General features: G+C 59.7%; 18 protein-coding genes and 1 tRNA gene. 10 read left to right on the top strand and 9 right to left on the bottom strand.

Features of this window, described 5'->3' with window-relative positions:
- The first annotated feature begins 104 nt into the window (after positions 1 to 104).
- The 3 genes from R1W00_RS13385 to R1W00_RS13375 are packed head-to-tail and all read left to right on the top strand — an operon-like array spanning position 105 to position 4,231.
- Positions 105 to 1,064, top strand: coding sequence for a glycosyltransferase family 2 protein (locus R1W00_RS13385; protein WP_317263369.1), 960 nt, complete (start codon positions 105 to 107; stop codon positions 1,062 to 1,064).
- Positions 1,061 to 2,758 (top strand): beta-1,6-N-acetylglucosaminyltransferase, encoded by a 1,698-nt coding sequence (locus R1W00_RS13380; RefSeq protein WP_317263254.1) that lies wholly within the window; start codon positions 1,061 to 1,063, stop codon positions 2,756 to 2,758. Before R1W00_RS13385 ends, R1W00_RS13380 begins: the two co-directional genes overlap by 4 nt.
- 6 nt (positions 2,759 to 2,764) lie before the next feature.
- A complete protein-coding gene (locus tag R1W00_RS13375) occupies positions 2,765 to 4,231 on the top strand; it encodes a nodulation protein NodH (protein WP_317263253.1) in 1,467 nt (488 codons plus the stop codon).
- Here the strand turns inward: R1W00_RS13375 and R1W00_RS13370 are convergent.
- The 7 genes from R1W00_RS13370 to R1W00_RS13340 all read right to left on the bottom strand — a co-directional run bounded on the left by R1W00_RS13370 (position 4,208) and on the right by R1W00_RS13340 (position 8,246).
- The gene (locus tag R1W00_RS13370) at positions 4,208 to 4,672 is read right to left on the bottom strand and encodes a PTS sugar transporter subunit IIA (RefSeq protein WP_317263252.1); all 465 of its coding nucleotides are present in this window, start codon (positions 4,670 to 4,672) and stop codon (positions 4,208 to 4,210) included. The genes R1W00_RS13375 and R1W00_RS13370 overlap by 24 nt on opposite strands.
- 46 nt (positions 4,673 to 4,718) lie before the next feature.
- Positions 4,719 to 5,276, bottom strand: a complete 558-nt coding sequence (hpf, locus tag R1W00_RS13365; RefSeq protein ID WP_317263251.1) for a ribosome hibernation-promoting factor, HPF/YfiA family — start codon at positions 5,274 to 5,276, stop codon at positions 4,719 to 4,721.
- Between the two features lie 259 nt (positions 5,277 to 5,535).
- Positions 5,536 to 6,297 carry an LPS export ABC transporter ATP-binding protein gene (gene lptB, locus R1W00_RS13360; protein WP_317263250.1) on the bottom strand — a complete coding sequence of 254 codons (762 nt, stop codon included), beginning with the start codon at positions 6,295 to 6,297 and terminating at the stop codon, positions 5,536 to 5,538.
- The gene (gene lptA, locus R1W00_RS13355; protein ID WP_317263368.1) at positions 6,294 to 6,779 is read right to left on the bottom strand and encodes a lipopolysaccharide transport periplasmic protein LptA; all 486 of its coding nucleotides are present in this window, start codon (positions 6,777 to 6,779) and stop codon (positions 6,294 to 6,296) included. Before lptA ends, lptB begins: the two co-directional genes overlap by 4 nt.
- An 11-nt stretch (positions 6,780 to 6,790) precedes the next feature.
- Entirely contained in the window at positions 6,791 to 7,486 is a 696-nt protein-coding gene (gene lptC / locus R1W00_RS13350) for an LPS export ABC transporter periplasmic protein LptC (RefSeq protein ID WP_317263249.1), read from the bottom strand.
- Between the two features lie 39 nt (positions 7,487 to 7,525).
- On the bottom strand, positions 7,526 to 8,137 hold the full coding sequence (locus tag R1W00_RS13345) for a ribonuclease D (protein WP_317263248.1): 612 nt from the start codon (positions 8,135 to 8,137) through the stop codon (positions 7,526 to 7,528).
- Between the two features lie 22 nt (positions 8,138 to 8,159).
- Positions 8,160 to 8,246: transfer RNA gene (locus R1W00_RS13340), tRNA-Leu, on the bottom strand.
- Positions 8,247 to 8,392: 146 nt separating this feature from the next.
- Here R1W00_RS13340 and R1W00_RS13335 point away from each other — a divergent pair.
- The gene (locus R1W00_RS13335; RefSeq protein ID WP_317263247.1) at positions 8,393 to 9,376 is read left to right on the top strand and encodes a complex I NDUFA9 subunit family protein; all 984 of its coding nucleotides are present in this window, start codon (positions 8,393 to 8,395) and stop codon (positions 9,374 to 9,376) included.
- A 51-nt stretch (positions 9,377 to 9,427) separates the two neighbouring features.
- Here R1W00_RS13335 and R1W00_RS13330 read toward each other — a convergent pair whose 3' ends face one another.
- Positions 9,428 to 10,231 (bottom strand): undecaprenyl-diphosphate phosphatase, encoded by an 804-nt coding sequence (locus R1W00_RS13330; RefSeq protein ID WP_317263246.1) that lies wholly within the window; start codon positions 10,229 to 10,231, stop codon positions 9,428 to 9,430.
- A gap of 227 nt (positions 10,232 to 10,458) precedes the next feature.
- On the opposite strand from R1W00_RS13330, the gene R1W00_RS13325 reads away from it, so the two are divergent.
- A complete protein-coding gene (locus tag R1W00_RS13325; RefSeq protein WP_317263245.1) occupies positions 10,459 to 11,892 on the top strand; it encodes an NAD(P)-dependent oxidoreductase in 1,434 nt (477 codons plus the stop codon).
- 106 nt (positions 11,893 to 11,998) lie between these two features.
- Complete coding sequence (gltB, locus tag R1W00_RS13320) at positions 11,999 to 16,537, top strand: glutamate synthase large subunit (protein ID WP_317263244.1); 4,539 nt, start codon at positions 11,999 to 12,001, stop codon at positions 16,535 to 16,537.
- A 62-nt stretch (positions 16,538 to 16,599) separates the two neighbouring features.
- Here gltB and R1W00_RS13315 read toward each other — a convergent pair whose 3' ends face one another.
- Positions 16,600 to 17,307, bottom strand: a complete 708-nt coding sequence (locus R1W00_RS13315) for a glutathione S-transferase family protein (protein ID WP_317263243.1) — start codon at positions 17,305 to 17,307, stop codon at positions 16,600 to 16,602.
- 96 nt (positions 17,308 to 17,403) lie between these two features.
- Between R1W00_RS13315 and R1W00_RS13310 the strand changes: the two genes are divergently transcribed.
- The 4 genes from R1W00_RS13310 (at position 17,404) to queG (ending at position 20,494) form a co-directional block, all read left to right on the top strand.
- Positions 17,404 to 17,853, top strand: a complete 450-nt coding sequence (locus R1W00_RS13310) for a MarR family winged helix-turn-helix transcriptional regulator (RefSeq protein ID WP_317263242.1) — start codon at positions 17,404 to 17,406, stop codon at positions 17,851 to 17,853.
- Positions 17,854 to 17,925: 72 nt separating this feature from the next.
- Positions 17,926 to 18,654, top strand: coding sequence for a monofunctional biosynthetic peptidoglycan transglycosylase (mtgA, locus tag R1W00_RS13305; RefSeq protein ID WP_317263241.1), 729 nt, complete (start codon positions 17,926 to 17,928; stop codon positions 18,652 to 18,654).
- Positions 18,655 to 18,711: 57 nt separating this feature from the next.
- Positions 18,712 to 19,377, top strand: coding sequence for a glutathione S-transferase family protein (locus tag R1W00_RS13300; protein WP_317263240.1), 666 nt, complete (start codon positions 18,712 to 18,714; stop codon positions 19,375 to 19,377).
- 79 nt (positions 19,378 to 19,456) lie between these two features.
- Entirely contained in the window at positions 19,457 to 20,494 is a 1,038-nt protein-coding gene (queG, locus tag R1W00_RS13295) for a tRNA epoxyqueuosine(34) reductase QueG (protein ID WP_317263239.1), read from the top strand.
- Positions 20,495 to 20,531 lie beyond the last annotated feature (37 nt).

Below are 20,531 nucleotides of genomic sequence, written 5' to 3'. Positions count from 1 at the left end.
TTCGTCCAACTTCTGAGGTAGGCCGAGGTCAAGGAGATACGTTGGGCAAGCTTTCAGCATATCTAACGTCCTACCGCCTACGGTGGGAGCGTAAGAAATGGCAGATGCGCGCGTTTCGCAAGCGCCGTCAGCTAAAGCCGTGCGCGAACCGGACTGCTACGATCAAGCCCGACGATATTCTGTTGTTTTCGACCCTGCGCAACGAACGGGTGCGCCTGCCCTATTTCCTGAAATACTATCGCGACAAGGGCGTCGGGCATTTCCTGATCGTCGATAATGGCTCGGATGACGGTAGTCTTGATTACCTGATGGAACAGCCCGATGTGTCCGTCTGGCAGACCAAGCACAGCTATCGCAAATCGCATTTCGGTGTGGATTGGCTGAACTGGCTGCAACGCAAATACGGGCACGATCACTGGACCCTAGTCGTCGATGCGGATGAATTTCTGGTCTATCCCTATTGCGATACGCGCTCGATCCCCGCGCTGACCGATTGGCTGGATTCCTCGGGGGTGACGTCGTTCGGGACGATGGTTCTGGACATGTACCCGCGCGGACCTGTTGACGCCCAACCCTATACCGAGGGCGACGATCCGTTCGAGATCGCAAGCTGGTTCGACAGCGGCAATTTCACCATCGAAAAGAACAACAAGTATAAAAACCTGTGGATTCAGGGCGGACCGCGCGCGCGTGTGTTCTTTGCCGATCAGCCAAAAAAGGCGCCTGCGTTGAACAAGACGCCCTTGGTGCGGTGGAACCGGAACTATGTCTATATCAGTTCGACCCACATGCTTTTGCCGCGGGGTTTGAACCTTGTTTATGACGAATGGGGTGGGGAAAAGGCGTCGGGCTGTTTGCTGCACGCCAAGTTTCTGAACACCTTTGTGTCCAAGGCCGAAGAGGAACTGGACCGCAAGGAACACTATGCCAATAGCCGCGAGTACATGATGTATCTCGACGTGCTCAAGAGCCAGCCCGAGCTGTGGAACAAGTGGTCCGAGAAATACATCAACTGGCGCCAGCTTGAGATCCTTGGCCTGATGTCCAAAGGAAACTGGGCATGAGCGTCGGGTTCATCATGTTGGTGCACACCGCGTTGGACCGTGCGGCGCAGGTCGCGCGCTATTGGGCCGAGGCGGGATGCCCCATCGTGATCCACGTGGACAAATCCGTGTCCAATCGCGTCTATCGTGAATTTGCCGCCGACCTGTCCGATTTGGACAACGTTCAGTTCAGCCCCCGCCACAAGGTGGAATGGGGCACGTGGTCCTTGGTCGCGGCGACCCAATCGGCGGGCGAACTGTTCCTCGACAGCTATCCCGACATTCGGCACGTCTATCTGGCGTCGGGATCGTGTTTGCCGCTGCGCTCGGTTCACGAGTTGCGCGAATATCTGGCCGCGCGGCCGCGCACCGATTTTATCGAATCCGTCACGACCGAGGACGTGCCGTGGACCGTCGGCGGGCTGGACAGCGAACGCTTTACCCTGCGGTTTCCGTTCTCGTGGAAAAAGCATCGCCAACTGTTCGACGCCTATGTGCGGTTTCAACGCCGCATAGGGTTCAAACGCCGCATTCCCGCAGGGCTGGTGCCGCATCTGGGGTCGCAATGGTGGTGCCTGACGCGCCGCACGCTTGAGGCGATCCTGAAAGACCCCGAGCGTGACACCTATGACCGCTATTTCAAACGGGTCTGGATTCCGGACGAAAGCTATTTCCAATCGCTGGTCCGGCTGCATTCCGAAACGATCGAGAGCCGCTCTCTGACCCTGTCCAAGTTCGATTTTCAGGGCAAACCGCACATCTTTTACGATGACCACCTGCAATTGCTGCGTCGGTCGGATTGTTTTGTCGCGCGTAAAATCTGGCCCCGTGCGGACCGTCTGTACGCCAGCTTTTTGTCCAAGGACCCTGACGTCACCAAGGTGGCCGAGCCGAACCCGGGCAAGATCGATCGCCTGTTTGCCAAGGCCGTGGATCGCCGCACCCGTGGCCGCGCGGGCCTCTATATGCAGAGCCGTTTTCCCAACGAGAACTGGGAGAACGGCCCGACCTGTGCGCCCTATTCGGTGTTCCAAGGGTTCAGCGAACTGTTTGTCGATTTCGAAACATGGCTGAACCGCGCGGCCGGCGTGCGTGTGCATGGCCATCTGTACCATCCCGAATCCGTGCAATTCGCGGGTGGCGAGACGGTTTATAACGGCGGCTTGTCGAACTCGGCGGCCTTGCGCGATTATAACCCGCGCCGGTTCCTGACCAATCTGATCTGGAACACGCGGGGCGAACGGCAGTGTTTCCAATTCGGTCCGGGCGATCAACAGGACATCGGGCGGTTCATCGCCAAGGACCCCAACGCCCAGATTTCCGTGATCACCGGCGCGTGGGCCGTGCCCCTGTTCCATTCGTCCAACAACTTCGCCTATATCCGGCGTGAGGCCGCCGCCCTGCAAAAGATCGAGGCCAAGCATCTGGCGATCCTGCGGGAATCCAGCACAAAGGCCCGCGTGCGTATCTGGTCCATGGCCGATTTCATCCAGAACCCGATGGAGCCGCTTCAGATCATCATCGACGAAATCGCGCCGCGCGGCCAACGTCGCCTGACCGAGGCCCCGCGCCTGTCCGATCTGAACGGGTTTGGACAGTTCCTGCAGAACCTGAAAAACCAAGGGATGCAGCCCTATCTCATGGGCGATTTCCCGATTGAGGACCCCAACGGAACCTCCCGCCCCGAGGGCGGCAAACCCTATTTGGTGCAGTAACCCCCGATGGCGCGCGATTTCGATTACTTTGTAGTTCTGGCCGACATGCGGACGGGTTCGAATTTCCTCGAGGCGAACCTGAACGAATTTTCCGGCCTGATCTGTCATGGCGAGGCGTTCAATCCGCATTTCGTCGGGCACAAGGATCAGATGGCCTTGCTGGGCGTCAACCTGCGCCAGCGTGAGGCGGACCCGATGCGCCTGATCGCGGCGATGCAGGGTCAGGACGGGGTCGTGCCCGGTTTCCGGTTTTTCCACGACCACGATCCGCGGATTTTGAAACACGTTCTGACCGACCGGCGCTGTGCCAAGGTGGTGCTGCAACGCAATCCGGTCGACAGCTACGTGTCGCGCAAGATCGCGGTGGCGACGGGGCAATGGCGCCTGACCAACGTGACCCACAAAAAGACCGCCAAGGCCGTGTTTGACGCCGGAGAATTCCGCACCCATCTGGAACAGCTTGGCGATTTTCAGGCCCTGATCCAGAACACGATGCAACGCAGCGGACAGACCGCGTTTTACATCCGGTATGAGGACATCAACGATCTGGATGTGATGAACGGTCTGGGCCGGTTTCTGGGCGCGAAAAAGGGTCTGGACTCGCTCAGCGGCAAGCTCAAGAAACAGAACCCCGAACCGATTTCGGAAAAGGTCGAGAATTTCGACGAGATGCAGCAGGCGCTGGCGGATATCGACATGTTCGCCCTGTCCGAATTGCCCAGCTTTGAGCCCCGCAAGGGTCCGTTGGTGCCGTCCTATGTGGCGGGGCATCGCACGCCGTTGTTGTTTATGCCGGTGCAGGGCGGACCGGTGCAGGCGATCAAATCGTGGATGGCGGCGATTGACGGGGTGGGGGTTGATGAACTGACCCGCGATTTTACCCAGAAATCCCTGCGCCAATGGAAACGCCAGAACCCGGGCCACCGGACGTTTACGGTTGTGACCCATCCGCTTGAACGGGCGCACACGGCGTTTTGCCGTCATATCCTGATGCCGGGACCCAAATGCTACCCCGAGGTGCGCGGCACCCTGATCAAGGTGCATAAGCTGCCGATCCCCGAGGGCGCGCCGGACGCGGGCTATGACGCAACTGCCCACCGCGCGGCGTTTTTAGGGTTTCTTGAGTTCGTAAAGGCCAACCTATCGGGCCAAACAAGCGTGCGGATCGATCCCGCATGGGCGTCCCAAATGAACGTCCTACAGGGGTTCGCGCAATTCGGCGTGCCCGATCTGGTGATCCGCGCCGAACGGTTGATCGACGATCTGGCCATGGTGACGTCCCAGATCGGCAAGACCAAACTGGTCCCTGTGGACATCGGTGATGAGGGGCCTGTGCCCCTATCCGCGATTTATGACGGTGAGGTTGAGCGCGCCGCGCGGGACGCGTATCAGCGTGATTATATGATGTTCGGCTATCAGAGCTGGGTCGATCCCGCCCACGCCAATGCGTCAGGCCGCCTGACTGGCCGTTGAATCGGTCAGCATAGCGTGCAGCGCGGCAGGGTCCGAATTGGCCCGCAGCTTGGCGCAAAATCCCTCATCCCGCAGGGTCCGTGACACAAGTGCCAGCGCCTTGAGGTGATCCACACCCGATTCACGGGGCGCGAACAGGGCAAAGACCAGATCGACCGGCTGACGGTCGACGGAATCGAAATCCAGAGGTTTTTCCAGACGCAGGAAGGCACCAACCACGTGGTCGATGCCATCCAGACGTGCGTGGGGTAGGGCAACACCGTGCCCTACGCCCGTTGGTCCAAGGCTCTCACGGTCCTGAAGCGCGTCAACCGCGTCCGAGGCCCGCAAACCGTAAACCGATGCAGCGATATCGCCGAGGTCCTGAAACAGACGTTTCTTGCTGGACAAGGTGCTGAACACCCGCACAGCCTCGGGTTTCAAGATATTAGATAATTCCATGAATCCTACGTTGTCAGGGACCTAGCGGCCGCCACAATCGTCCATCTTACGGGTCGATCCAGCCTACATTGCCGTCTTCACGACGGTGCACGACATTCACGCCACCCGATTTTTCATTGCGAAACACCAAAAGCGGTGCCCCCGCCAGTTCCATCTGCATCACAGCTTCACCAACAGAGAGGGACGGAATTTGCGTCTCCATCTCGGCGATGATCATCGGTTGCAGCGAATCCGGCTCCGAATCGTCATCAGAGTTGGCGAGGATATACGAGGAACCCCCGATCAATTCAACCGGCTGGGCGCGGTCCTTGTGGTGGTCCTTCAGGCGGCGCTTGTAACGGCGCAGTTGTTTTTCCATTTTCGCGGCGCAATCCTCAAAGGCCGCGTAGATTTCGGTGGCATGCGCTTTGGCCTGAGCGGTCAGACCGGTCGACAGGTGGATCGTGGCCTCACACACATACTCATGGGCGTCACGCGAGAACACAACGGTCGCATCTGTTGGTCGCTCTGCGTATTTGTCGACGATTTCACCAAGGCCTTGTTTGACGTGGACCTGCAGGGCATCGCCAATATCAATATGTTTGCCGGTGATTGAGTAACGCATCACGGTGCCTCCTTTTTTGGTTATCCGCACAACAGGACAGACCGGTCGCGGGACCGGCAGTATCCTGAAATTTTGTTAATTGATGGTGCGCGTCGCCGCCCCGTGGCAGAGGGGGCGATGGGTGCCTGGCCGTTCAGGGCCGTGGCGAAAGAGATGAGTCTGTGGTCATCCATCCCTTACATTGGCGCGCGATATGGACCGCTTGTCAATGTCTCAGAGGTCGAAGAAACCAAACTTGCGTTTGGGCGCCGATGACGGGTTAGGAGATTTTGAAGTTCTGGCCGAGGTACACGCGGCGCACGTTTTCGTCGCGCACGACCTCGTCTGTGGTGCCGCTCATCAAAACCACACCGTCGTTCAGGATATAGGCGCGATCCACGATTTCCAGCGTCTCACGCACGTTGTGGTCGGTGATCAGAACGCCGATGCCTCGGTTTTTCAGGTCGGCCACCAGATGCCGGATTTCGCCGACCGCAATCGGGTCCACGCCCGCAAACGGTTCGTCCAACAACAGGTATTTCGGGTTCGCCGCCAGACAGCGCGCGATTTCCACGCGCCGCCGTTCCCCGCCCGACAGGGCAAGTGCAGAGGCGCGGCGCAGGTGGCTGATCGAGAACTCGGACAGCAATTCCTCAAGCCGTTCGCGCCGTTTGTGGCGGTCGGGTTCGGCGATTTCGAGAATGGCGAGGATATTGTCCTCAACACTCATCCCGCGAAAGATGCTGACCTCTTGGGGCAGGTATCCGATACCCAGCTTGGCGCGGCGATACATCGGCAGGCTGGTCACATCGCGGCCATCGATACTGATCGTGCCGCCTTCAGGTTTGATCAGACCGGCGATGTTGTAAAAGCACGTGGTCTTGCCCGACCCGTTCGGACCCAGCAGCGCGACAACCTCACCCCGACCCAGATCAAGGCTGACGTCACGGATGACCGGACGTTTGCGATAGCTCTTCATCAGGTGCGAAATACGCAGACCGGCGGCGCCGTCGGTCACGGTCAGGGAGGGGCCGTCACTCATTGTGCCGCGCCGGGTTGAAAAATGGTTTTGACGCGGCCCTGCATGGTGCCCTGCCCTGTGTTCAGATCCACGATCAGGCGCTCCCCCGACAGGGCGTTCTGTCCTTGGGTCAGCAAAACGTTACCGGACAGAATGATCGAGGCAGAGTCGATCGTGTATTCGGCGCGGGCGGCCTCGGCGGCCTCACCACCATTGACCAGAACGACGTTCCCCGTGGCAATCATGCGGGCGATTTGGCCGGGAGTGTCGCCTTGGGCATATTCGACGGCGACGTTATCGGCACTCAGGCGCATGGCACCCTGACCGATCAGGACGTTGCCGGAAAATTCTGCAATTCCAGTGGCTTGGTCAACACGCAGTTGATCGGCAGTCACCTCAACCGGCAACGAGGCGTCTTGTTTTAGGCCGCCAAAAGCCACCTGAGCCCCTTGGGCCAAGGTCATGGTGGCAGCACAAATAACAGCTAGGGCGATCCCGCCCATCGACGAAAACTTCACCGTTCATCCCCCGATGTCTGGGGATCGTATATCAGTTTCACGCCTTGATTGAAAACAAGAACATACGAATTCGGATCGTTCTCGTCGGGGCGCAGATCAAGGCCACCGGCGGTCAGATTTCCCATTGGGGACTGGATGTCGACGGGGGTGTCCGTGGACAGACGAACGGCGTTCAACGCGGTATCCAGTTCCTGTGTCATGATCACATATCCCTGCGACGTTTCGATTTCGACGTTGCCAGAGAGATGGGCGGTGGTCTGGTCGCTATCAATTACGCCTTGCGCAGATGTGATCGCGGCAAAGCCGCCATCGGTGAAATCCAGCCGTCCGCGCAGGTTTTGTGCCTGACCCTGGCCGGTGTCGGCGGCGTTCGGGACGGCGCGGTCTGCCTCTAGGGAAATGGCGGTGCCGTCGGGCGTCACGGTCGCATATTGCGGTGCGCGAAACCCTTGTTCCTGTGCCAGTTGTTCCAGCTCGGATTGCGCATAGGGCAGGTTCTGCAACCCGTCCGAGCCGCGCGAAAACAGGAACAGCGTCGACAACAGACCCAGCGCCGCAAGCGGCAGGATCACTTTGACCCAGGCGATAAACCGGGAATAGCTGTTGTCATAGGTGCGCATCTGCGGGTCGGGACCTTTGGCGGGGTTTGGCATCGCACCATAGGCAGTGCGACGCCCCTGTCCAAGCTGCATATGGGATGTGCGCGGCAGATTGCCGAGACGTCCCCGTGCTTAGTGCGAAAAAATGTCGATCTCGGGCCAGCCCGCCAGATCCAGTTTCGCCCGCGTCGGCAGGAAATCGAAACAGGCCTGCGCGATCTCGCTGCGCCCTTCGCGCGCCAGACGCTCATCCAGAACATCCCGCAGGCGGTGCAGGTGCAACACGTCCGACGCCGCATAGGACAGTTGTGCGTCGGTCAGGGTCTCGGCGCCCCAGTCGCTCATCTGTTGTTGCTTGGAGATGTCGACGGACAACAGTTCCTGCACCAGATTCTTCAGACCATGGCGATCCGTGTAGGTGCGCACCAGTTTCGACGCGATTTTCGTGCAATAAACCGGCGCGGCCAGCGTGCCGAACGCATGATACATCGCCGCGATGTCGAACCGGCCATAGTGGAACAGTTTTAACACTGACGAATCGCCCAGCAGTTTGCACAGGTTCGGCGCGTCGCTCTGACCTTTGGCGATCTGCACAATATGGGCGTGCCCATCGCCACCCGACAGCTGCACCACACACAGGCGGTCCCGATGCGGGTTCAGACCCATGGTTTCACAGTCGATGGCAACAACCGGACCAAGGTCCAGATCGTTCGGTAGGTCGTTCTGATAAAGGAAATTCGTCACATCGGACCCTTATAAAGAAGGGTGGTGCCCAGGAGAGGACTCGAACCTCCACGTCCATACGGACACTAGCACCTGAAGCTAGCGCGTCTACCAATTCCGCCACCTGGGCAGGTGTCGTGAGGGGCGATTTACGGATAGTTGCGGGGAGTGTCAACGACCTTTTTCCAGATTTTTTCGATCTTTGTTATTTGCTTGTTCCGAGGCGACCGGAAAGCTATTGAAAGAACGTTCTTACACATGATGGAGGCCACCCTAATGTCCAAGCTTGTCACGATTTTCGGCGGCTCTGGTTTCGTAGGGCGCTACATTGCGCGCCGGATGGCGAAAGAGGGCTGGCGCGTGCGCGTGGCGGTGCGTCGCCCGAATGAGGCCCTGTTCGTACGCCCCTACGGTGTCGTCGGTCAGGTTGAACCGATTTTCTGCAACATCCGCGATGACGCGTCGGTTGCGGCTGCGACCCAAGGGGCGGATGCGGTTGTGAACTGTGTCGGGACCTTCGACGCGGGCGGCAAAAACAACTTTGACGCGGTTCAGAACGAAGGCGCCGAGCGTATCGCACGCATCGCTGCGGAAAACGGCATCACCCATATGGTGCATATCTCGGCCATTGGCGCCGATGCCGATGCGCCCAGCGCATACGCCCAATCCAAAGCCGCAGGCGAGGCCGCGATCCTGTCGCATATGCCCAGTGCCGTGATCCTGCGTCCGTCGGTGATCTTTGGCGGCGAGGATCAGTTCTTTAACCGTTTCGCCAGCATGTCGCGCCTTGGGCCGATCCTGCCGGTCGTCGGTGCGGATACGAAATTCCAACCGGTCTATGTCGATGACGTCGCCGCCGCCGCCGTCAAAGGCGTTCTGGGTCAGGTTGAGCCGGGCATCTATGAATTGGGCGGGCCCGAGGTATCGACCTTCCGCGATCTGATGAAACAGATGCTGCAGGTGATCAACCGCCGCCGTCTGATCGCCAACATTCCGTTCTTTGCGGCCAAGGCGATGGCGTTCGGGTTCGATATGCTGTCGGCGGTTACGCTGGGTCTGATCAGCAACGGTGTTCTGACGCGCGATCAGGTGAAACAGTTGGGTTCGGACAACGTGGTTGCCGAGGACGCCAAAGGGTTTGCGGATCTGGGTATCACGCCGACCGCGATTGGCGTTGTTATCCCTGAATACCTGTACCGCTTCCGTCCGTCGGGTCAGTACGATGCGATCAAGGCATCGGCCAAGAACCTCAAGGCCTGAGCCGGTTACAGATAGAATTGATTGGGCCCCCACGCGGGGCCCTTTTCATTTTCAGGTATAGGCGACCCAGATCAGGATCGCGCCCAGAACCACGCGGTAAATCACGTAGGGCGTAAAGCTGACCGAGCGCAGCAGGCGCATCATCAAAACCAGCGCCAGCAACGCCGCGCCAAAGGCAAACAGCGCGGCAATCCCCGCATCGCGCGCCAGACCGGCGTCGGCCTCGCCCGCGACCTCAACCCCCAACAAGAGACCCGAGGCCACAATCGTCGGGATCGACATCAGCATCGACAGGCGTGCCGCATCGGTGCGGGCATAGCCCATCATCCGTGCACCGGTGATTGTAATGCCCGACCGCGATGTGCCCGGGATCAGGGCCAGAACCTGCCACAGACCCATCTTGATCGCGTCGCCCATGGTCCAGTCTTCGGCGGTCTTTTCGGTCGGCCCCTTTTGGTCGGCCCAGTACAGGACAATGCCAAACACCAGCATCGTCCATCCGATCACCGCGACCGACCGCATCGCGTCACTCAGGCCCGTCACCTTTAGGATCAAACCGGCCACAATCACCGGAACCGTCGATATGATCAGTAACAGGGCCAATTTCGCCCCCGGCGTGTCGACCCGCCCGCGCATCAGGCGCGGCAACCCGCCCAATCCAACCGCAACATCGCGCCAGAAATAGATCACAACGGCGGCCAAGGTGCCGACATGTACCGCGACATCAATGGCTTGGCCCTGATCGGTCATCCCTGTCAGATTCGGCAAGAGAATCAGGTGTCCGGACGACGAGACCGGCAAAAACTCGGTAATGCCCTGAATTACGGCGACCAATAGGAGATAGTACAAGGGCATGAAGGCCTTCCCGAAAACCAATAGCGACCCTATCCTAATCATCTGATTTTAAAACGAAAGACAATTAAAGGGTAAGTAGTAGTTACCTAAATTTTCGGCGCTGCAGCGAAAATTCACATGATCTGCGACGAAAAATCTTTAAAAAGGTCACGTGTACTGACTTTTATTTTCATTTCGTTCTGTGTAGTCAGGGCGCAATTCAAGGAAATCTTCAGGAGAACTTCGCAATGGCGAAACAAAAGATGCTCCAGTTCGTGGACGTAGATCGGGAAATGCCGCAAAAGCGGGCGGCCGATACGCGCGCGCAGGATTTCCAGGAGATCTATGCAGAATTCGCCGACAAAAAGGCGAAGGAACAGGCCAGCCGTTGCAGCCAGTGTGGTGTTCCCTATTGCCAAGCCCACTGCCCCCTGCACAACAACATCCCTGATTGGTTGCGCCTGACCGCTGAAGGTCGTCTGGAAGAAGCTTATGCCATCAGCCAAGCCACCAATACCTTCCCCGAGATCTGTGGTCGTATCTGCCCGCAGGACCGTCTGTGCGAAGGCAACTGTGTGATTGAACAATCGGGCCATGGCACTGTGACCATCGGCTCGGTCGAGAAATTCGTGACCGACACCGCATGGGAACAGGGCTGGGTCAAGCCCGTCACGCCCGCCCAAGAGCGTGGCGAGAGCGTTGCCATCATCGGCGCAGGCCCCGGTGGTCTGGCCGCGGCGGATATGCTGCGCCGTCAGGGTGTGCAGGTCACCGTTTACGACCGTCACGACCGCGCCGGCGGTCTGCTGACCTATGGTATTCCGGGCTTTAAGCTGGAAAAAGACGTGGTTATGCGCCGTGTCAAACAGCTTGAAGAGGCCGGTGTCGAGTTCGTCCTGAACTGTAACGTTGGCGAAGACATCAGCTTTGACGCCATCCGTGGCAAACACGACGCGGTTCTGATCGCGACCGGTGTGTACAAATCGCGTGACCTGAACGGTCCGGGTTCGGGTGCCGACGGCATCGTGCGCGCCATCGACTATCTGACCGCCAGCAACCGCAAATCGTTTGGTGACGATGTCGCCGAGTTCGAGAGCGGTGAGCTGAACGCCGAAGGCAAGAGCGTCATCGTCATCGGTGGTGGTGACACCGCGATGGACTGTGTGCGTACCGCCATCCGTCAGGGCGCGACCTCGGTCAAATGCCTGTATCGCCGTGACCGCGCCAACATGCCGGGCTCACAGCGTGAAACGCAGAACGCCGAAGAAGAGGGCGTGGAATTCGTCTGGCAAACGGCCCCCAAAGGTTTCACCGGCGACAGCGTGGAATCGGTGATCGTGCAAAAGATGCGTCTGGGTGCACCGGATGCGTCGGGCCGTCGTTCGCCCGAGGTCATCGAGGGCGCGGATTACAACGAACCCGCCGATCTGGTGATCAAGGCGCTGGGCTTTGAGCCCGAGGACCTGCCGACGCTCTGGGGCGAACAGGCACTGGAAGTGACCCGTTGGGGCACCATCAAGGCCGACTTCCGCACCCATGAGACCAGCCTGCCGGGCGTGTTCGCCGTTGGTGACATCGTGCGCGGCGCGTCCTTGGTTGTTTGGGCCATCCGTGACGGTCGCGAAGCGTCCGAAAGCATCATGGATTTCCTGAACCAGACCGCACAGGTCGCCGCAGAATAATCCCGAAATTTCAGATGGCCGGAGAGGTCCGGCCATCACCCGATTTGACCCGGCACAGGCGGGACGCCAAGGCGCCCGATCCATGCCGATGAATAGGAGAAGACCCATGACCAAATACGATGCCGAATGGGTGGCCCGCGAAGAGGCGAAACGCGCCTATATGGCCGAACACAGCCTGTATCGCGACGAAGATGAACATTCGTCCTGTGGTGTTGGCCTTGTTGTTGCGCTGAACGGCAAAGCATCGCGCAGTGTTGTTGAAAACGGGATCAGCGCGCTCAAGGCGATCTGGCACCGTGGTGCTGTGGATGCAGACGGGAAAACCGGCGACGGCGCCGGTATCCACGTTCAGATCCCTGTCCGCTTTTTCTATGACCAGATCCGCCGCACGGGTCATGAACCCAAGCAAGATCAACTGATCGCTGTGGGTCAGGTGTTCCTGCCGCGCACGGATTTCGGTGCCCAAGAGACCTGCCGCACGATCGTCGAAACCGAAGTTCTGCGGATGGGTTATTACATCTACGGCTGGCGTCATGTGCCGGTGGATGTGTCCTGTCTGGGTGACAAGGCGAACGCGACCCGCCCCGAGATCGAACAGATTCTGATCTCGAACAGCAAAGGCGTGGACGAAGACACGTTTGAGCGTGAGCTGTACGTGATCCGTCGCCGCATCGAAAAGGCTGCCGCTGCCGCCCAAGTGCCCAGCCTGTACGTCTGTTCGCTGTCCTGCCGTTCGATCATCTACAAAGGCATGATGCTGGCCGAGCAGGTGTCGGAATTCTATCCCGACCTGCAGGACGAGCGCTTTGAATCGGCCTTCGCGATCTATCACCAGCGTTACTCGACCAACACCTTCCCGCAGTGGTGGCTGGCCCAGCCGTTCCGCATGTTGGCCCACAACGGTGAGATCAACACGCTGAAGGGCAACCTGAACTGGATGAAGAGCCATGAAATCCGCATGGCCTCGACCACGTTCGGTGACATGGCCGAAGACATCAAACCGATCGTGCCGCAGGGCTCGTCTGACTCGGCTGCTCTGGACGCCGTGTTTGAGGTTCTGGTGCGCGCCGGTCGGAACGCCCCGATGGCAAAAACGATGCTGGTCCCCGAATCGTGGTCCAAGCAGGCGGTTGAACTGCCCCAGTCGTGGCGCGACATGTATTCCTATGTGAACTCGGTGATGGAACCGTGGGACGGCCCCGCCGCTCTGGCCATGACCGATGGTCGCTGGGTCTGCGCCGGTCTGGACCGGAACGGTCTGCGCCCGATGCGTTACGTTGTGACGGGCAACGGTCTGCTGATCGCAGGGTCCGAGGCAGGCATGGTGCCGGTCGACGAATCCACCGTCCGTGAAAAAGGCGCTTTGGGTCCGGGTCAGATGATCGCGGTCGACATGGCCGAGGGCAAACTGTTCCACGACGTTGAAATCAAAGACAAACTGGCCGAGTCCCAGCCCTTTGGCGACTGGGTTGGCAAGATCAACGAGCTTGACGAAGAGCTGTCGCAGGTGACCGAAAAGGCCCTGTTCAGCGGCAATGAACTGCGCAAGCGTCAGATCGCCGCCGGCTACACCATGGAAGAGCTGGAGCAAATCCTGCTGCCGATGGCCGAAGACGCCAAAGAGGCGATTGCCTCGATGGGCGACGACACGCCGTCCGCGGTTCTGTCGGAAAAATATCGTCCGCTCAGCCATTTCTTCCGCCAGAACTTTAGCCAGGTGACCAATCCCCCGATCGACAGTCTGCGCGAATACCGCGTCATGTCGTTGAAGACGCGGTTCGGGAACCTGAAAAACGTGCTGGACGAGGACAGCAGCCAGACCGAGATCTTGGTTCTGGACAGCCCCTTTGTCGGCAACGCCCAGTTCGACGAAATGGTTAGCCATTTCAACGCGCCGATGGTCGAAATCGACTGTACCTTCCCTGTGAATGGCGGCAACGACGCCCTGCGCGCCGGTCTGGCCCGTATCCGCAGCGAGGCAGAAGAGGCCGTGCGTTCGGGTGCCGGTCACATCGTTCTGACCGACCAGAACCAAGGCGAAGACAAGGTCGCCATGCCGATGATCCTCGCGACCAGCGCGGTTCACTCGTGGCTGACGCGCAAAGGTCTGCGGACCTTCACCTCGATCAACGTGCGCGCGGCCGAATGTATCGACCCGCATTATTTCGCGGTTCTGATCGGCTGTGGTGCGACCACCGTCAACGCCTATCTGGCCGAGGATTCGCTGGCCGACCGTATCGAACGCGGTCTGCTGGAGATGTCCCTGACGGATGCGGTGCACGCCTATCGCAACGCGGTTGACCAAGGTCTGTTGAAAATCATGGCCAAGATGGGGATCTCGGTGATCTCGTCCTACCGTGGTGGTCTGAACTTTGAGGCCGTCGGCCTGTCGCGTGCGATGGTTGCCGAATACTTCCCCGGTATGCACAGCCGCATCTCGGGCATCGGCGTCAGCGGTGTTCAGCACAAAATGGAACAGGTCCACGCCCTTGGTTGGCGCGGTGGTTCCGACGTGCTGCCGATTGGTGGTTTCTACAAATCGCGCCGCTCGGGTGAAAAGCACGCGTGGGAAGCACAGACGATGCACATGTTGCAATCGGCCTGTGACAACGCCAGCTTTGAGATGTGGAAGCGTTTCGCCGCCTCGATGCGGGCAAACCCGCCGATCCATCTGCGCGACCTGTTGGATATCAAACCGATGGGCAAAGCGATCCCGCTGGAAGAGGTCGAATCGATCACCTCGATCCGCAAGCGTTTCGTGACGCCGGGCATGTCGCTGGGCGCGCTGTCGCCCGAGGCGCACAAGACCCTGAACGTTGCGATGAACCGCATTGGCGCGAAATCGGACTCGGGTGAGGGCGGTGAAGATCCGGCACACTTTGTACCGGAACCCAACGGCGACAACCCGTCGGCCAAGATCAAACAGGTGGCGTCGGGCCGTTTCGGTGTGACCGCCGAATACCTGAACCACTGTGAAGAGCTGGAGATCAAAGTCGCACAGGGCGCCAAGCCCGGCGAAGGTGGTCAGCTGCCCGGCATGAAGGTCACCGACCTGATCGCCCGTCTGCGCCACTCGACCAAGGGTGTGACCCTGATCTCGCCGCCGCCGCACCACGACATCTACTCGATCGAGGATCTGGCCCAGCTGATCTATGACCTGAAACAGATCAACCCGCGCTGTAAGGTGACGGTGAAACTGGTTGCGTCGTCCGGTGTCGGTACGATTGCCGCCGGTGTGGCCAAGGCCAAGGCCGATGTGATCCTGATCTCGGGTCACAACGGTGGGACCGGTGCATCGCCCGCGACGTCGATCAAATACGCGGGTCTGCCGTGGGAAATGGGTCTGACCGAGGCGCATCAGGTTCTGGCGATGAACAACCTGCGTGACCGCGTCACGCTGCGGACCGATGGTGGTCTGCGCACGGGTCGTGACATCGTTATGGCCGCGATGATGGGTGCCGAGGAATACGGCATCGGCACCGCCGCGCTGATCGCGATGGGCTGTATCATGGTGCGTCAGTGTCAGAGCAACACCTGCCCCGTTGGTGTCTGTACCCAGGACGAACGCCTGCGTGGCAAGTTCACGGGCAACGCCGACAAGGTTGTGAACCTGATCACCTTCTACGCCCAAGAGGTGCGTGAGATCCTCGCGTCGATCGGTGCGAAATCGCTGGATGAGGTCATCGGCCGTGCCGATCTGCTGACGCAGGTCAGCCGTGGGTCTGCACATCTGGATGATCTGGACCTGAACCCGATGCTGATCACGGTCGATGGTGCACATGACATCGTCTACAACCGTGACCGTGAACGCAACGCGGTGCCCGATACGCTGGACGCGGAAATCGTCAAGGACGCCGCGCGCTTCCTGCAGGACGGCGAAAAGATGCAGCTGTCCTATGCGGTTCAGAACACCGACCGTACCGTTGGTACGCGTGTGTCGAGCCACATCGTGAAGCGCTTTGGCATGCGCAACAGCCTGCAGCCCGATCACCTAACGGTCAAACTGACCGGCAGCGCGGGTCAGTCGCTGGGCGCATTCTCGGCACCGGGCCTCAAAATCGAAGTGTCGGGCGACGCGAACGACTATGTTGGTAAGGGTCTGTCGGGTGGTACGGTTGTTGTCCGTCCGCCGATGGCAAGCCCGCTGGTTGCCGCCGATAACACGATCATCGGCAACACGGTTCTCTACGGGGCGACCGACGGTTACCTGTTCGCGGCTGGTCGCGCGGGTGAGCGTTTCGGCGTGCGTAACTCGGGCGCCAAAGTGGTGATCGAGGGCTGTGGCAGCAACGGTTGTGAATACATGACCGGCGGCATCGCGGTGATCCTCGGGACCATCGGCGCGAACTTTGGAGCGGGTATGACGGGCGGTATGGCCTATCTCTATGACCCCGAAGGCCTGACCGCAGACATGATGAACATGGAAACGCTGGTGACCTGCCCGGTCACGGTGGACCATTGGGAAAATCAGCTGCGTGAACTGGTCGAACGCCACGTCGAAGAAACCAAGAGCGTCAAGGGTGCAGAGATCCTGCAGCATTGGGAAACCGAGATCGCGAACTTTGTTCAGGTCTGCCCCAAAGAGATGCTGAACAAGCTGCCCCAACCTCTGGGCATCGAAAATCAGGCCGTGCCGGCGGAATAAGCCCGCATAGCAAAAAACAACAAAACGCCCGCCGGACACGGCGGGCGTTTTTCATTTTGGTATCAGGCGGGCGGGGGTGAGATCCTGCGAAACCGTTCACCCAGAACCGACTGGCGCGCGCACATGAATACATGCAGGCGTTCGGCGAAATCATCATGTACGGCACCTTGGACGCTGGGCCGTCTCGCCAGTTCCATCCGCCACGCCGCGATACGGGGCAGGCCGGTCAACAGGTACAGATCCCCGCCCTCCTCAAACGTATTGAAATACCGGAACACCGGCGCGAATACGGTATCGACCAGAGAGAACCGGGCGCCATCGAAATAGGGTCCCGCACCGCGGGCCTCCAACTCGGCCTCCAGCCGTTCCATCAACCCGCGCAGCTTGGCCTGTTGTGCCTCATAGGTTTCTGTGTCCTTGGCGCTGTAGAACTCGCCGATGGTGTTCAGGACGTTCGACCCGAACTCGATCCAGCCCCGATGCCGCGCGCGTTGAATCGCATCGGTGGGGTGCAGGGGCCTGCCCGCCGTGTCCTCAATATACTCCAGAATGGCCGAGGATTCGAACAAGGGATCGGTCGCGCCCACGTCCCCCACCTGCAACACTGGCACCTTGCCCAGCGGCGACATCGCCGTGAACCACGCCGGTTTATTACTCAGATCAATGTACTTGCGATCAAACGGCACCTCTTTCTCGGCCAGCGCAATCGCCGCGCGCTGTACATAGGGGCAAAGATGGTGACTGATTAGCGTCAGGTCGGTCTGTGTCATGGGAACCTCAAACAACATGCAGTTGCATGTAAGATGGGGCGCGGCTCGATCTGAGTCAAGGTTGATGCAATTGCATATATATGCTAGGACCGCTCTATGACCGATCTGACCGATGCCCATATCGACCTTTGGGTCGCTGCAATGCGCTTTACCGGTGGCCTGCAACAGGACATCGACGCCGCATTGAAATCGCACGGTCTGCCGACGCTGGCGGTCTATGACCTGCTGTTGGAAATCTGGCGGGCGGGCGAGCATGGCATTCGCCCGGTCGAGATGCAGCAACGCCTGTTGATCAGCCAATACAACCTGTCGCGTCAGATCGCGCGCTTGGTCGATGCGGGCTGGGTCGCGCGTCACACGGTCGATGAGGATGGGCGCGGACAGTTGTTGACGCTGACCCCTGCGGGGCAGGACCTGCGCGCGCGGATGTGGGAAATCTACCGCGCCTCACTGCGCGATGCGCTGGCCGATGGGATTACCGCGGATGAGGCTGCGTTCATGGCCGAGCACCTACGAAACATCACCGCCAACTTGGCGCGGGAATAACACCGCCGCATAAATCGCCCTGCGTGTGCCCCGCGTTCTTGACGCCCGTGCGCGGGCGCGCTTAGTGGCTGTATGGCCCGCAAAACGACATCCCGAAAAAAAGGTTCCGCGCCGAAACGGCGTCGGTTTGCCCTGCCCGCCGGTCTGCGCAAATGGCTGCGGCGCGGGCTGTTGGCCTTTGTCGTTCTGTTTGCGATCTCTCTGATCTGGCCGCGGTTCCTGCCGACGCCCTATGGGCCCTATATGATGGCCGAGCGTCTGCGCCTTGGCGGGATTTCGCATGACTGGGTCGCGATGGAGAAAATCGCGCCCGACATGGCGCGTTCGGTTGTGGCCGCCGAGGATGCGAATTTCTGTCGGCATTGGGGGTTCGATATGTCCGCGATCCGCGCGGCTTTGGCCAATGGCGCCACGCGCGGCGGATCCACGATCAGCCAGCAAACCGTCAAGAACGTCTATCTGTGGCAAGGGCGCAGTTGGCCGCGCAAAGTGATTGAGGCCGCGATTACCCCGCTGGCCGAGGTTCTGTGGCCCAAGCGCCGGATGCTGGAGATTTATCTGAACATCGCCGAGTTTGACGAAGGCGTCTTTGGCGTCGAGGCCGCCGCCCAGCACTATTACAACGTACGCGCCAAAGACCTGAGCGCGGTGCAATCCGCACGCCTCGCGGTTTTGTTACCCAACCCCAAAGAGCGCGATCCCCGCAATTTGTCCAAGAATTTGCGGGCCCGCGCAGCTCAGGTTCTGGACGGGGCGGCGACGATACAGGCGGATGGGCGCTCAGACTGTTTCGACAGTTGAAATATCCCGCCCCACACGTCATGAGGGTGACGTCTGCGATTGATTGCGAGTCTGTGTATGAACCGTCTGTTCCATGTGCCCCTGTCCCCGTATTGCCGCAAAGTCCGCCTCGCGCTTGCCGAAAAGCGGATTGAGGTCGAACTGGTCGAAGAGCGGTATTGGGAGCAGGATCCGGACTTTTTGCGCCGCAATCCGGCGGCCAAGGTGCCGATCCTGCGTATGGACGGACGGTTGATGTCCGAAAGTCAGGCGATTTGCGAATATATCGAGGAAACCAACCCGACGCCCCCGTTAATGCCGCGCGATCCGGCGGACCGGTGCGAAGTGCGCCGCTTGGTGTTCTGGTTCGACGACAAATTCCATCACGAGGTGACGTCAAAGTTGCTGTATGAGCGGGTGAACAAGAAGGTCACCAAGCAGGGCTATCCCGACAGTAAGAACGTCAAGTACGGCGCCCAGCGGATCAAGTTCCATCTGGATTACATGGGCTGGTTGCTGGACCAGCGGCGCTGGTTGGCGGGGGATGTGATGACGTTGGCCGATTTTACGGCGGCGGCGCATCTGTCTTGTCTGGATTACATCAGTGACGTCGATTGGAACCGCAACGCGAACGTCAAGGATTGGTACGCCAAGATCAAATCGCGTCCCGCGTTTCGTAGTTTGCTGGCCGATCAGGTGCCCGGTTTCCCGCCGCCCGCCCATTACGCCGATCTGGATTTCTGATACGGTCGGAGGGGGGCGTCTGCCCCCGTCGCCCTGACGGGCGACTCCCCCGAGAGTATTTTGACAAGGTGAAGACCTTATGGAGCGGCTGAAAGAGCGGTTGGCGGCCAAGGCGGTCGAGGAGGGGTTTTCGGCCATGCGTGTGACGCGGCCGGATGCGATCCCCGAGGCGATGGCGCGCTTGCAGGCGTTTCTGGAGGCGGGTCATCACGGGCAAATGTCATGGATGTCGGATCGGGTGCATTGGCGGGGGGACCCGTCTGCGCTCTGGCCCGAGGCGCGGTCGGTCATCATGTTGGCCGAGGCCTATACGCCCGAGCATGATCCGCGTGAGGTTGTCGGCATGCCGGATCGCGCGGCGATTTCGGTTTATGCACAGAATCGCGATTATCATGATCTGGTTAAGAAGCGTTTGAAACGTGTGGGGCGTTGGTTGATTGACCAGGCGCCCGAGGCGGAGATCAAGGTGTTCGTCGATACCGCCCCCGTGATGGAAAAGCCGTTGGCCGAGGCGGCGGGGTTGGGGTGGCAGGGCAAGCATACGAACCTGTTGTCGCGCGAATTGGGGAACTGGTTCTTTCTGGGGTCTATTTTTACGACCGTGGAGTTGCCCGTTGATGCGCCAGAGGTGTCCCATTGTGGGTCCTGTCGGGCCTGTTTGGACGCCTGTCCGACCGGGGCGTTTCCCGCGCCCTATCAGTTGGATGCACGGCGGTGCATTTCCTATTTGACCATTGAACATCACGGGCCGGTTGATCCGGCGTTGCGACCGGCGCTGGGGAACCGGATTTACGGGTGCGATGATTGTCTGGCGGCCTGTCCGTGGAACAAGTTTGCCGTTGAGGCGCATGAGATACGGTATATGGCACGGCCCGAGTTCGTTGCGCCAAAGCTGTCCGAACTGGTGGCGTTGGATGATGCGGCGTTTCGGGCGTTGTTTTCCGGATCGCCGATCAAGCGCATCGGACGTGACCGGTTTGTGCGCAATGTCCTCTATGCCATCGGCAACTCGGGCGACGTGACGTTGCGGGATACGGCGGCGGCATTGGTTGATGATCCAGATGAGACGGTTGCGGATGCGGCGCGGTGGGCCGTGGGGCGGCTAACCAATCTGTGACGGGACTTTGGGCGGTGGCGCGCTAGGGTCATTTGAA

The organism is Rhodovulum sp. FJ3 (assembly GCF_032918305.1).
GTDB lineage: Bacteria > Pseudomonadota > Alphaproteobacteria > Rhodobacterales > Rhodobacteraceae > SAT37.
This window is presented reverse-complemented; position numbering and strand designations above follow the sequence as displayed.

Coding starts and splice junctions, on each gene's coding strand:
- R1W00_RS13385 (WP_317263369.1), top strand. CDS start 105: ATGCGCGCGTTTCGCAAGCGCCGTCAGCTAAAGCCGTGCGCGAACCGG.
- R1W00_RS13380 (WP_317263254.1), top strand. CDS start 1,061: ATGAGCGTCGGGTTCATCATGTTGGTGCACACCGCGTTGGACCGTGCG.
- R1W00_RS13375 (WP_317263253.1), top strand. CDS start 2,765: ATGGCGCGCGATTTCGATTACTTTGTAGTTCTGGCCGACATGCGGACG.
- R1W00_RS13370 (WP_317263252.1), bottom strand. CDS start 4,672: ATGGAATTATCTAATATCTTGAAACCCGAGGCTGTGCGGGTGTTCAGC.
- hpf (WP_317263251.1), bottom strand. CDS start 5,276: ATGCGTTACTCAATCACCGGCAAACATATTGATATTGGCGATGCCCTG.
- lptB (WP_317263250.1), bottom strand. CDS start 6,297: ATGAGTGACGGCCCCTCCCTGACCGTGACCGACGGCGCCGCCGGTCTG.
- lptA (WP_317263368.1), bottom strand. CDS start 6,779: ATGGGCGGGATCGCCCTAGCTGTTATTTGTGCTGCCACCATGACCTTG.
- lptC (WP_317263249.1), bottom strand. CDS start 7,486: ATGCAGCTTGGACAGGGGCGTCGCACTGCCTATGGTGCGATGCCAAAC.
- R1W00_RS13335 (WP_317263247.1), top strand. CDS start 8,393: ATGTCCAAGCTTGTCACGATTTTCGGCGGCTCTGGTTTCGTAGGGCGC.
- R1W00_RS13330 (WP_317263246.1), bottom strand. CDS start 10,231: ATGCCCTTGTACTATCTCCTATTGGTCGCCGTAATTCAGGGCATTACC.
- R1W00_RS13325 (WP_317263245.1), top strand. CDS start 10,459: ATGGCGAAACAAAAGATGCTCCAGTTCGTGGACGTAGATCGGGAAATG.
- gltB (WP_317263244.1), top strand. CDS start 11,999: ATGACCAAATACGATGCCGAATGGGTGGCCCGCGAAGAGGCGAAACGC.
- R1W00_RS13315 (WP_317263243.1), bottom strand. CDS start 17,307: ATGACACAGACCGACCTGACGCTAATCAGTCACCATCTTTGCCCCTAT.
- R1W00_RS13310 (WP_317263242.1), top strand. CDS start 17,404: ATGACCGATCTGACCGATGCCCATATCGACCTTTGGGTCGCTGCAATG.
- mtgA (WP_317263241.1), top strand. CDS start 17,926: ATGGCCCGCAAAACGACATCCCGAAAAAAAGGTTCCGCGCCGAAACGG.
- R1W00_RS13300 (WP_317263240.1), top strand. CDS start 18,712: ATGAACCGTCTGTTCCATGTGCCCCTGTCCCCGTATTGCCGCAAAGTC.
- queG (WP_317263239.1), top strand. CDS start 19,457: ATGGAGCGGCTGAAAGAGCGGTTGGCGGCCAAGGCGGTCGAGGAGGGG.